The sequence below is a fragment of the Micromonospora sp. NPDC007230 genome (genome assembly GCF_042869115.1).
Classification (GTDB): domain Bacteria; phylum Actinomycetota; class Actinomycetes; order Mycobacteriales; family Micromonosporaceae; genus Micromonospora.
Genome location: NZ_JBIAFE010000003.1, coordinates 404,253 through 416,267, shown reverse-complemented (window position 1 = coordinate 416,267; position 12,015 = coordinate 404,253). Strand labels below are relative to the sequence as shown.

Here is a 12,015-nt window from a genome sequence, read left to right as displayed (position 1 = left end):
CGTCGAATATGAGACCGCGCACTACGCTTCAACCCGAAACCACAACAGGGCCGCTGCGGCCTAACAACGCCCTCCGGCAACTCCAGGCCGATTCAGTTCACCGGGTTGGTGGTCGTGACGGTTGGATGTGCGGTGACTTCCGATCCGAGCGCTGGAGGCGCGGTGGCTGAGCCTGTCCGTGTACGCAGGCTGACCGACCAGGAGGGGCAGAAGCTGCAGCAGACCGTGCGCCGGGGCAGCACCAACTCGGTGCGCTACCGGCGCGCGATGATGCTGCTGGCCTCGGCGGGTGGGAACCGGGTGCCGGTGATCGCCCAGCTGGTCCAGGCCGACGAGGACACCGGCCGGGACGTGATCCACCGGTTCAACGAGATCGGCCTGGCCTGCCTGGACCCTCGCTGGGCGGGAGGCCGTCCCCGCCGACTCAGCCCTGACGAGGAAGACTTCCTCATCCAGACGGCTACCACCCGCCCCACCAAGCTCGGCCAGCCCTTCACCCGCTGGTCGATCCGCAAACTCGCCGCCTACCTGCGGAAAGTGCACGGCCGCGTCATCCGCATCGGCCGTGAAGCCTTACGGTGCCTGCTCCGGCGCCGCGGCATCACCTTCCAACGCACCAAGACCTGGAAGGAGTCACCCGACCCTGATCGCGACGCCAAGCTCGACCGGATCGAGCAGGTGCTGGACCGCTTCCCGGACCGGGTCGTCGCCTTCGACGAGTTCGGGCCCCTGGGGATCCGGCCCACCGGAGGCTCCTGCTGGGGGAAACAGGGCAAGCCAAACCGGCTGCCGGCGACCTACCGCCGCACCCACGGCGTCACCTACTTCCACGGCTGCTACTCCGTGGGCGACGACCGCCTGTTGGGCGTCAACCGCCGCTGCAAGGGCACCGCCAACACCCTGACCGCGCTCAAGTCGATCCGCGCCGCCCGACCCGACGGCGCCCCGATCTACACGTACTCACCGCCCAACGCAAGGAACGCGCCCGCACCCGCAGCGAAAAGGGCATTCGCTGGGGTGGACGCCCCCTCAACACCGCGGCCTGACCAACGGCGAACAGCAGCCCTCGAACGCCGACGGGGCAAGTTCAGGAGAAGGACAGCGACAGAAGGATGACTCAGGAGGCGGACGGTTCGATCTCCCCCGCAAAGACGATGAACTGGTCGATGAGGCTCCGCCGCAGATGGACGACATCCGTTCCCGCCAGGCGGGGACCTCCATCCGGCGTGGTAAAGACCCACTGGTACCGGGCCCACTCGTCAGGCATGTCCACCGCCGAGCAGCGCACCATCGTGCCGGTCCCCGCCGGGTGGCGCCGGATGTCCAGCACGAACCGCTCGACCGCCGCGATTCCTTCGCTGCGGCCCAACGGCCCCCAGAAGACCACGTCTGAGGTCAGAGCCTGGGAGAGCAGGGCAGTCACATAGCTGTCGTCCGAGGCGTTGAACGCGGAGATGAACGTGTCGATCGCGGAGCGTGCGGTCTCTTCCTGCATGCCCCAGTAATACCAGCCGTTTCGCGTGCGCTCGTCCCGCGAGCCGTCTTCCGATCACGGTGAGCCTTCCCGGTCACAGCACTAGCCGTGCCACTGCTCCGCGAGCAGTCCGTAGATCAGAGTGTCCGCCCACTCGCCTTTCATCCAGTAGTCCTGGCGCAGGTGCGCTTCCTGGACCATGCCCACACGTTGGCACAGTCGCGCCGATGCCTCGTTGCGCGCATCGAGTCGAGCAATGACCCGGTGCATGCCGCAGTGCTCGAAGGCCACGCCGATGAGCGCTCGAACTGCCTCTGTGGCAAACCCGCGGCCGGACATCGACGGATGAAAAATCCAGCCCATCTCGCCCCGAGACAGCGTCTCATCGGCCGGCCACAGAACAACATCGCCGACGACCTCGCCCTTGTGCTCGACCACCAGCGCCAGAGCGGAGTCGATCCCGGTTACACCCAAACGGTTGATGCGCTTGGCGACCTGCTCGGCTGCGTGCTCGCGCGACCACGGCTCCCAGGGAACGTAGCGAGCAACCAGCGGGTCGCCGTAGTAGGCGAGCAAGGCATCCACGTCATCCACCCGATATTGACGTAGGAGCAGTCGATCGGTACGAATCGGCAAAGCCAACTCAGACATGTCCCCCAACTCACCTTCCCTGACCATGACGTGATCGCGGCCACCATACGGATTCGTGCCAACCATCTGCCCGGAGGACACACCGCACCCCGCCCCGACCTCGCCGCCGCGCCAGCGTAGCCAGGATGTCGAGGTCTGCTTGACGCCACCGACCGGACGGCGGCGCTCAAAGCATCGCCACTGGCACCAGTCGCAGGGCCTCCACGCCATCAAGGCGTTCAATCCGGACCCGACCCTCACCGTCGTCAATGGCGCAGCTGACCACGGCGTACCGTCGGCCGTCCTCGCCCACGACCAGGCGCGCCTCCTTGTCGTCGAGCATTGCGCGCCACTCGTCATAGCCGTTGCGGCGCCATTCCGCCAGGCGAGCCTCGGCGAACTGCGCCGCAGTCTCCTTGTTCAGCCCCACGCGCTCACTCTCTTACCCCAGGGCGGCGCCGACACCAGCGCCGACAGCAACGAGCCGGGACACGGACAGCCGCCGGCGGCCGGGCGCGGACAGTCGCGCGAGGTCACGCACGCGATGAACGCCTCCGGACGAAGCGCGACCTACAAGCGAGGGGTCGGGCAGTGCGCGAAGCGGGTCGCGCCGGCCCGGCCCCGGCCGACTTGCGGCCTCCGATCAGCATCGGCCGGGCCGGCCGGCCATGCTGGGGTCAGGTCACGGTGTGGGCTGAAGCATTCGGCGGGCGACTCGGACAGCGAGCCAGATGCCGCCGCCCAAGAGGCTCAGACCGAACAAGGCCACAACAATCTCATAGGTCCGCGAAGGATCGCTGAGAGGCGGCCCATCCGACGGCATCCCATCCCAAGCGTTCCAAGCGCCGTAGACAAACAGCACGCCGACACTGCCAAGGTGAGCGCCACAAGCACAGACGTGGCCCGCCCGATCCACATCAATATCGCAGCAGTATCGCAGTAAAGCCTGCCTGCGGCGGGCCCAGCCGACCCAGGATGAGCTGCCGAACGGCGCGGCGGCGGAGTGTCTGGGAAGCACCGGCGACGACCAGCAGCACCCGAAGAAGCAGCAGGCCAGCCACCATGTGGCAGTGAAGCCGGCCACCGGTCGGCTACCAGGCCACCACGCAAACGGCCAGCAGCCCACCAGCCAGCAGGGCCGGGCCGAACGGCAGATGGCTCTTCCAGCCCACCCGACCGGAGGCGAGCAGAGCCAGCAGCAAGGGCGCGTTCAGTAGCCACGGCAGCAGCGCGCCGAGCAGCACGGCCTGCCAGCCGAGCCACCCGAAATACCAGCCGAGCAGGGCGGCCACCTTCGCGTCGCCCATTCCGTAGCCGCCACCAGGTAGCAGCGCCATTCCGATGAAGAACACACCGGACGCCAGGCAGGCCGCCAGCGCGCGGAGCCAGTCGCTCCACTGTGCCGTCCCGGCGGCGACGACCGCGAACAGGACCGGTGTCACCGCCAAGGCTGGCAGCACCAGGGTGTCGGGGAGACGACGACAGGCGAGGTCGATCGCGGCGAGCAGCACCCCGAGCACCGTGACGGCGAGAAAGAGCGGCAGGACGGCTACCGGGCCCAGCGCGGCGCCGACCAGCCCGCCAGCGAGTCCGGCTGCCACGCCGGTCGCCCACGCCGCGGGCCCCAACCGGGCCCGGCAGGTGGGACAGGTCGACCGAACCGGCAGCCAGCCGCCGACGCCCGGGCGCAGCGAGGCGCCGCAGTCGACACAGGTGTCTCGAAGCGGTTCACCGGACGGCACGGCGAAGCGATAGGCGGCCCGTGGCAGTAGCAGGCCAGCCACGCCGCACAGGGTCGCGCACGTACCGATCAGCAACGGTGACACCCGGGGAGCGTAGCGGTTGCGGAGGCGTTCGGAGCTTTCCTGCCAACCCGCGGTCACGGCACCCAGCGCTTCCGCCCAGGCGGTCCGAGCGCTTCCTCAACTCATGCTGGAATTGCCACCGCACAGCCGGGTTGAGCATGCCCGGCATTGCCTCGTCAGTGCGGACGGAACCGCACTGACGAGGCAATGATCACCGGATGGACGTGGCGCGGGACTACTACTTGGCGACCGTGATCGTCGCTGTGCGGTAGTTGTTGCGCGTGTCGTTGTTGGTCGGGTCGTAGTTCTGCTCGATGTTGCCGGCGGAGTCGACCGAGAACCACTTGAACGTGGTGGTCTCGGTCACGTGGAACACCTGCCCCGGCTCACGGAACTCGGTCGCTGCGTAGCGGGGCGACTCGAGGGTGGGCCGGCTGCCGTCCGTCGTGTAGTAGATGGTGGCCGGCTCGCTCGTCTCGAAGCGCACGTCGACGGGCCCGGAGTACTTCCCGCCGCCGGGGACGAGCTTGGACGTCGGCTTCTTGTTGTCCTGGCCCCAATCCGCCGCGACCCGGAACATTTCCATGATCCCGTTGGCGTACTCCATCGTCTCGGCGTGGCCGCTGACGAGCTCCGGGTTGCCCACCCACGCCGGCTGGAACGAGCCGCCCTGCCAGTTGCCGGTGGCCGGGTTGTAGATCGAGCCGCCGACCTCCCAGCCGAAGGCGTAGATCCCGTAGTTGTGATACAGGTCCTCGCGCACGTTGCCGGCGGAGGAGTAGAGGACGTCCGACGAGCCGCCGACGTTCTCCGGCGTGACGACGGTCTGCCGGTGCGCCTTGACCTGCGACAGGATCCGGGCGGCCGACTGCCAGTAGAACGCCTCGTCACCCAGCGGCGGGCGCGGCGTGGTGATCCGCCCGTCCGCGATGTAGGCGCCCGGCTGCCAGAACAGCTGGCCACCGTTGGAGTGCACCGACATCATGAACTTGATGTTCCGGTACTTCTCGACCAGCCAGATGATGTTCTTCGACTCGGGCTCGGACAGCTTCTCCGGTCCCTGGTAGGTGTCGCTGACGCAGCTGGTCGACCCGCCCGCGTAGCCGTCGTGGCCCGACCCGACCCGGTAGTTCCGGTTCAGGTCGACGCCCCACGAGTTACGCCGGGCCGGATCGGCGTTGTCGTCCGCGCAGTGGTTCGTCATGTTCCGACGCTGCGAGGCGAAGTTGTAGAAGCTGTAGTTCGCCCCGTCGGGGTTGTTCGACAGGATGAAGAAGACGTCGGTGTTGTCGACGATCTTCTTCGTCTCCCAGTCCGACTTGTAGTTGTGTACCAGGCGCTCGGCAGACTCCAGCGAGGTCGTCGCCGGCACCCACTCACGGGCGTGGTCCTGCGCCTGGATCAGGACACCCGGGTTCCTGCCGTCGCGGTGCTTGCCGATCCGCAGGACGGGGATCGTGGCCGGACCGCGCGGCACCTCGCCCTCCGGTGCGCCGGCGCGCTTCTCGTTGAGGAAGTCGGTCAGCGCGACCGGGCCGGACGTCGCGGCGACGATGCCGGTGCCCGCGTTGGTCCGGTACGGGTGCGCCCGGTCGATCAGGCCGTGGGACTGGGTCCGCAGCGCCGTCGCCACCTGGGCGGCCGTGCTCGCCAGCGCCCCGGAGGCGTCCTTGGCGAGAAGGACCCGCACCGACTTGCCCGCCACCTCGACCGTGAGCGGGAGGTTCGCCCCCGGGCGGTTCACGAACTCGACGGTGATGTCGTTGCCGCCCTCGTGGCCCCACGCCGCCGAGCTGACGACGACCGCCGATTGCCCGGTACCGCCGATCGTGGCCTGCGCCTTACGCTGGTAGCCGTTCGTCTTGTTCGGCAGGTAGACGATCTCGGCGATGTCCGGGTACTGACGGGCGATCTCCTCGGCGCGGCTGTAGAGCTGCTGCGGAGTCCGGTAGCCATCGACAAAGTCCCACTTGTAGGCCGGGTTCGCCGTCAGCGGCGGCGCGCCGTCCTCGAGCCAGTTGGAGACGTAGCCGGTGGCGGCGCCGCCGGTCGAGCTCGTGACCCGGATCTGGCTCGGGCGTGCGTCGAGCTTGAACAGGTTCCGGTGGAACATGTACTGCCCGGAGTCGACGAACCGGCTCATCGTCCGGGCGAACCCGAACGACGTGTCCGCGCCCGAGTCGTTCTCGAGCTGCATCGTGACGATCGGGTTCGTCTGCTGCCCCGCGGTGGTCCGGGCCTCGACGTAGAGGAAACCCTGGCCCTTCGTGGTGAACCAGTCGGCGCGGACGATCCGTACCGTCTCCTCGTGGCTGAGCAGTTGGACGGCCTGCGCGCGGCGGGCCTGGATGCCGCCGTCGGCCTCGTTGCTCCATGCGAAGCCCTCGTCGTCGCCGAGGATCTCGACGCCCATCGCCTCGAGTTCGGCGATCTGCTCGGCGGTCACCACCGCCTCGCCCTCGATGCCGTTCGGTACGCGCTTGAGGCCGTGCTCGAGGTCGAAGCCGGCGGCGACGACCTTGTCCAGCATGTCAGCGCCGGCCATCTGGATGTGTACGAGGCGTACCTGTGCCGGGTCCTCGAGCTGGGAACGCCCCGAGCCCGCCGTCGGCTCCGCGCCGGCGGGCGCGGTCGCCATGAGGACGCTCCCCACCAGGGCGGGCAGCGCGAGAAGTGCGATGCGCACTTGGGTACGTCGCATTCTCCCCTCCTTCTGCTTGTGGCATGTGGTTTGAAGTGGTGGCCGACCCTGCTGCGTCTCGGGCCGGTCCAACCAGGACGGTCGTGCTGAGCTCGCGCGCGGTGAGCCTGGGACGACGATGATCGCCGTCGTGAGAAGGATCGGGAGGTAGGTCTCCCCGCCGGGGTCGCGTCGATCTCGAACCGCTCCCACGTCGGGAGTCGGTTGTGCCATTGCACCTTTTGGATGCCCTTGGGCCTATCTCGGGATGCAACCTCCCTGTGGATCCGAAGCGATCGGAGCGGGCTGGAGCCGAGGGGAGCGTATGTGCATCTATTGGCGGCGTTGGGTCGCGTGAACTGGATTTGAGCATTACTTGAGGCATCGATGGATCGTGTCTGGACGGTCCGCGATAGCCGCCCGTGGTCGCCTCACCGACCACCCAGGTTTCCAGGCAGTCGGCGTGCTCTCGGCGTGCCGTCAGGGGCTGGTCATGCCTCGTCGAGGCCGGTCAAGGTCGGCCGGGAAACAGCTCATCGCCGGTTCGCCCGCGCGGGACGACGGCTCGCTCGAAGGTCACGCTGCTGGGGAGGAGACCCTTCCCCTCACTACTGCCCGTGTCTGCTGGCCCGGTCGACGCCCTTGTGCACCCGCACGGTCCGGTCGACGAGTTCACGCAACGCGCTCTCGTCGACGTCGTCGAGCCGTTTGAGATAGAGGCATCCCTTTCCGGTCTTGTGCGGGCCGAGCCGGGCGAGCACGGACGCGTGCCGTTCCTCGAAGCCGCCCACCAGGTAGACGACGAGCTGCTGCTTGCGCGGCGAGAAACCCACCAGCGGCCAGTCGCCCGTGCGTCCGCTGTCGTAGGTGTAGCGGTAGCTGCCGAAGCCGACGATGCTCGGGCCCCACATCACCGCTGGCTCGCCGGTCACTTCGCGCAGCAACGTGCGGAGGCGTTCCGCGTCGGCCCGCCGGCGTTCGTCGGGGACCGCGGCCAGGAAGTCATCGACGCTGGCGTCGGTCGGGACGGTCACCGGCTGCTTCGCTGTCGCCATGCCGGTCATGCTGCCACGGGAGTGCGACACCGAGCTCGATGTCGACGCCCTGCCCCCGGTCGCCGTGCGGGCGAGCGTACCCAGTGGATCGGCCAGCAGTTCCGAGAAGCCGAGTTCGGCGGCACCGACCAGGGTGGCGTCGTCGCCGAGCGCCGAGGTGTGCAGCCGTACCCGCTCCCTGGCGACCGGCAGCACGTTGGCCGCGATGCGGGCGCGGACCGGCTCGGCCGCGCCGGGATACACGTCGCGCAGCATCCCGCCGAAGATCACGATGCCGGGGTTGAACAGGTTGATCAGGTTCGCCACCCCGATGCCGAGCCAGTCGCCGACGCGGTGCAGCGCATCCCGGGCCACCGGGTCGCCGCGGCCGGCGTCGTCGACCACCGCGCGCAGGGCGTCGCGGCCGAACAGTTCGGCGGGCCGTCCGGCGGCGTCGAGCAGGGCCCGTTCGCCGACCTCCGCCTCCAGGCAGCCGCGCGAGCCGCAGCCGCAGGGCCGTCCGTCGTACGGGTTGACCACCATGTGCCCGAGCTCGCAGCCGTACCCGCCCTCACCATCCAGCAACTTGCCACCGACGATGATCCCGCCGCCCACGCCGACGTCGCCGTGCAGGTAGATCAGGTTCCGGAAGCCGACGCCCGCCCCGCGCTGCTGCTCGGCCAGCGCTCCGAGGTGGGCCTCGTTACCCACGGACACCGGCAGGCCGAGCCCCAGCTGGCGGCCGAGTTCGGTGCCGAACGCCTGGTCCACCCAGCCCATGTCGGGTCCGAAGCGGACCATGCCGTCGCCCGGCCGGATCATCCCGCAGTACGACGCGCTGACCCCGACGCACACCGAGGCCGGCGGTGCCGCCTCGTGCAGTTGCCGACCGAACCAGGCGAGGACCTCGACCACCCGGTCGAGGTCGGCTCCGGCACGCGGACGGGGGGCCCGCCGGCGGTCCAGGATGACGCCGCCCAGTCCGACCCGGGCGGCGACGAGCCAGTCCACGGCGACGTCGAACGCCAGCACGTACACCCGAGTGGACTCCGGGCGGACCACCAGCGACGGCCGGCCCGCCCGCCCGGTGTCGGTCGGCGGCTCCTCACGGACCAGACCGGCGGCGGTGAGTTCCGCGGTCAGCGCCATGATCGTGCTGCGGTTCAGCCCCATCCGTTCACCCAGCGCCGCACGGGAGAGCGAACCGCACAGGTGAACGTGTCGCAGCAGGGTGCCGATATTGCGTCGGCGGATCTCGTCCTGGACCAACCCGACCTCCGGCGGTGTTGCGGCGTCGCGGGTCCATTATCCCGGCGGCCGTGTGCGGGAGGCACCCCGTCGTAGAGCGGTAGCACCACAGAGCCAACCGACAAGGCAGATTGTCTTGACAAGAAAAATTGTCGGTGGGAGGGTGGGGTCATGTTCGACATCGCAGTGATCGAGGACCCGGCGGTGGCCGAGGCGTCGCTGGACCCCATGCGGGCCCGGCTGCTGGCCGCGCTCGCCGAGCCGGCCTCGGCGACGATGCTCGCCGCCCGGGTCGGCCTGCCTCGGCAGAAGGTCAACTACCACCTCCGCGCGCTCGAGCAGCACGGCCTTATCGAGTTGGTGGAGGAGCGCCGCAAGGGCAACGTCACCGAACGGGTCATGCAGGCCACCGCGGCGTCGTACGTGATCTCGCCGACGGCCCTCGCGGCCGTGCGGCCCAACCCGTCCGACGCGCCGGACCGGCTGTCCGCGCGGTGGCTGCTCGCGGTCGCCGCCCGGCTCGTGCAGGACGTCGGCGCGCTCATCACCGGCGCGGACCGGGCGAAGAAGCGGGTGGCGACGTTCGCCGTCGACGCCACCGTCCGGTTCGCCTCCGCCCGCGACCGGGCCGCCTTCGCCGAGGAACTGGCCGCCACGGTGAGCGCCCTGGTCAGCAGGTACCACGACGAGAACGCCCCCGGCGGCCGCGAGCACCGCGTGGTGCTCGCCCTGCACCCCAGCGTCACTCCCACGACCGGCAACGAATCCGAGGAGTCCTGACATGACCACCACGACCAGCCCGATCATTGCCCGGACCCGCCCGGCCAGCCGTACCGTCAGCGGCACGTCCCGCCGCCGCCAGCGCGCCCTGGGGGTGGCCGCCGCGGTGGCCGCGAACAGCCTCCTTTACCTGGTCGGCCGCGCGGCCGGCGTGGACTTCACGCTCACCGACCCCGGCGCCACCCAGGCACACCCGCTGATCCTGCCGGAGATCGCCGTGTTCAGCCTGGTCTTCGGGCTGCTCGGCTGGGGTGCCCTCACGCTGCTCGAACGGTTCACCCGGCACGCCCGGGCAGTCTGGAGCGGGCTGGCCGGGACGGTGCTGGTGGCGTCGTTCATCCCGGTCTTCATCGAGCAGGCCACGGGGGACACCCGGCTGATGCTCTGTGTGCTGCACGTCGTGGTGGCCGTGGCGCTGCTGCCGATGCTCCGCCACCGGGCCGGCGCGGCCGCCCACTGACCCACCCCGGGCCCACCACCTCCCCGCCCCAGCCGAGGCGTCGGGTAACCGACTCGACAGAACTCTCGACGACACCGATCACCGGAAAGGCTCTGCATCATGGGACACCACTTCGAACTGCAGAAGGACATCGAGCTGGCCACCACCCCCGAGCAGGTGTGGGAGGCGATCGCCACCGGGCCGGGCCTCGACTCCTGGTTCATGGGCCGCAACGAGGTGGAGCCGCGCGAAGGCGGTCGCAGCAGCCTCACCATGGCCGGCCACACCGACGAGGCGACCGTCACCGCATGGGAGCCGGGCAAGCGGTTCGCCATCCGCGCCGAGTCCGGCCCGGACGGCGCCTTCAACGCCATCGAGTACCTGATCGAAGGCCGCGACCAGGGCGCCACGGTGCTGCGGCTGGTCCAGAGCGGCGTCCTCGGCGACAACTGGGAGACCGAGTACGAGGCGATGCAGGCCGGCTGGGACATGTACCTGGGCACGCTGGCCGCCTACCTCACCCACTTCCCCGGCCGGACCGGCGCCCCGGTCGCCGCGTTCCGCCCCGGGGCCGGCACCCCGGACCAGGCCTTCCTGGCGGTGGCCGGCGCGTTCGGCATCACCGGCCCGATCACCGAGGGGCAGCGGGCACAGCTCACCGTCGACGGCCTGCCGCCGATCGACGGGGTCGTCGACCTCGCCGGCCTGCCGACCTACTTCGGCGTTCGCACCGGCGACGCGCTCTACCGGTTCCTGCACTCCGGCACCGAGCGCGGCAACGTCCTGGTCCTCGGCCACCACATCTTCGCCGCAAACCAGGACCCGGCCCAGGTCGAGCAGGCCTGGCAGAACTGGGTGAACGAACTTCCGATCGGCTGACCGGTCGGCGGCAAGCCCGTCGACCGCGACGACCGGGAACGGCCGCTCCCACGCCGGGAGCGGCCGTTCCCGCCGGACGCCTCGCGAAGGACGGCCAACCCCGCCGGGCATCCACTCTGACGGGATGCGCCGGCACGGGCCGACAGAACGAGTCATCGACATCGGGTCACCGGCTCCATAGACTCCGGTCTCTCTGCTGTCACAAGTCCAGGGAGGACCACGTGCCGAGCGAAACCCGACCGCACGCCATCCCGCAGTTGCTGTCCCGCCTCGCGGGCGTGGCGGTGGTGTCCGCCGCGCTGGTCGCCGCCGGTGGCGCCGCCGCGACCGCGGCACCGGCAGCCTCGCCGGCGCCCACGAAAGGCCCGTGCGCGTACACGCCCACGCCGGACGAGCCGGCCGCCCGGCCGGTGGCGCTGCCGCCGGACCCCCGGCACACGCTCGACCGGGGCACCGTCCGGGTCACCCTGCGGACCAGCCAGGGCCCGATCGGGCTGACCCTCGACCGTGAACAGGCCCCATGCACCGTGCAGAGCTTCCTGCACCTGGCCCGGCACAGGTTCTACGACCGGACGCCATGTCACCGGCTCACCGCGTACCCGACACTGAAGGTGCTGCAGTGCGGCGACCCGTCCGGCACCGGCGAGGGCGGTCCCGGCTACCGGTACGCCGACGAACTGCCCACCAACCTGCCGCCGGCGCCGACCGACCCGACCGGGGTCCGGCGGCTCTACGCCCGGGGCACCCTGGCGATGGCCAACGCCGGCCCGGACACCAACGGCAGCCAGTTCTTCCTGGTGCAGTCCGACTCTGCGCTGCGGCCCAACTACACCGTCTTCGGCACGGTGGACGAGGCCGGCCTCGCCACCCTGGACCGGATCGCGGCCGGCGGGATCGCCGCCACGCCGGAGGACCCGGCACCGGTCGACGGCGCACCGGCGCTGCCGGTGGAGATCGGCCGGGCCACCCGGGGCCGCTGAAACCCCAAGCGGCGGCCCCGCCGCGCCGAGTCGGCGTGACGGGGTCGCCGGTGGGCAACCAAGGCA

Annotated in this window: 9 protein-coding genes and 3 pseudogenes; 5 read left to right on the top strand and 7 right to left on the bottom strand. The window is 70.0% G+C overall.

Features of this window, described 5'->3' with window-relative positions; translation table 11 throughout:
- Nucleotides 1-162: 162 nt before the first annotated feature.
- Nucleotides 163-954: pseudogene (locus ACFYML_RS07155) on the top strand (helix-turn-helix domain-containing protein); the annotation flags it as partial.
- A gap of 163 nt (nucleotides 955-1,117) precedes the next feature.
- On the opposite strand, the gene ACFYML_RS07150 reads toward ACFYML_RS07155, so the two are convergent.
- The 7 genes and pseudogenes from ACFYML_RS07150 to ACFYML_RS07120 all read right to left on the bottom strand — a co-directional run.
- On the bottom strand, nucleotides 1,118-1,495 hold the full coding sequence (locus ACFYML_RS07150) for a nuclear transport factor 2 family protein (RefSeq protein WP_357445721.1): 378 nt from the start codon (nucleotides 1,493-1,495) through the stop codon (nucleotides 1,118-1,120).
- 81 nt (nucleotides 1,496-1,576) lie between these two features.
- Complete coding sequence (locus ACFYML_RS07145) at nucleotides 1,577-2,125, bottom strand: GNAT family N-acetyltransferase (RefSeq protein ID WP_387419716.1); 549 nt, start codon at nucleotides 2,123-2,125, stop codon at nucleotides 1,577-1,579.
- 220 nt (nucleotides 2,126-2,345) lie between these two features.
- Nucleotides 2,346-2,534, bottom strand: a pseudogene (locus ACFYML_RS07140) (hypothetical protein); the annotation flags it as partial.
- Nucleotides 2,535-3,195: 661 nt separating this feature from the next.
- Nucleotides 3,196-3,888: a prepilin peptidase gene (locus tag ACFYML_RS07135; protein WP_387419715.1), complete on the bottom strand. Its 693-nt coding sequence runs from the start codon at nucleotides 3,886-3,888 to the stop codon at nucleotides 3,196-3,198.
- 259 nt (nucleotides 3,889-4,147) lie between these two features.
- Nucleotides 4,148-6,610 carry a M14 family metallopeptidase gene (locus ACFYML_RS07130; protein ID WP_387419714.1) on the bottom strand — a complete coding sequence of 821 codons (2,463 nt, stop codon included), beginning with the start codon at nucleotides 6,608-6,610 and terminating at the stop codon, nucleotides 4,148-4,150.
- A gap of 587 nt (nucleotides 6,611-7,197) precedes the next feature.
- Nucleotides 7,198-7,644 carry a DUF1801 domain-containing protein gene (locus ACFYML_RS07125; protein WP_387419732.1) on the bottom strand — a complete coding sequence of 149 codons (447 nt, stop codon included), beginning with the start codon at nucleotides 7,642-7,644 and terminating at the stop codon, nucleotides 7,198-7,200.
- 81 nt (nucleotides 7,645-7,725) lie between these two features.
- Nucleotides 7,726-8,892 (bottom strand): annotated as a pseudogene (locus tag ACFYML_RS07120) (ROK family protein); the annotation flags it as partial.
- A gap of 150 nt (nucleotides 8,893-9,042) precedes the next feature.
- Between ACFYML_RS07120 and ACFYML_RS07115 the strand changes: the two are divergent.
- The 4 genes from ACFYML_RS07115 to ACFYML_RS07100 all read left to right on the top strand — a co-directional run bounded on the left by ACFYML_RS07115 (nucleotide 9,043) and on the right by ACFYML_RS07100 (nucleotide 11,949).
- Nucleotides 9,043-9,651, top strand: coding sequence for an ArsR/SmtB family transcription factor (locus ACFYML_RS07115; protein WP_387419713.1), 609 nt, complete (start codon nucleotides 9,043-9,045; stop codon nucleotides 9,649-9,651).
- A 1-nt stretch (nucleotide 9,652) separates the two neighbouring features.
- Nucleotides 9,653-10,111 (top strand): DUF6069 family protein, encoded by a 459-nt coding sequence (locus ACFYML_RS07110; RefSeq protein WP_387277369.1) that lies wholly within the window; start codon nucleotides 9,653-9,655, stop codon nucleotides 10,109-10,111.
- Between the two features lie 99 nt (nucleotides 10,112-10,210).
- Nucleotides 10,211-10,969, top strand: coding sequence for an SRPBCC domain-containing protein (locus tag ACFYML_RS07105; RefSeq protein ID WP_387419712.1), 759 nt, complete (start codon nucleotides 10,211-10,213; stop codon nucleotides 10,967-10,969).
- Between the two features lie 221 nt (nucleotides 10,970-11,190).
- Nucleotides 11,191-11,949, top strand: coding sequence for a peptidylprolyl isomerase (locus ACFYML_RS07100; protein WP_387419711.1), 759 nt, complete (start codon nucleotides 11,191-11,193; stop codon nucleotides 11,947-11,949).
- Nucleotides 11,950-12,015: the final 66 nt, after the last annotated feature.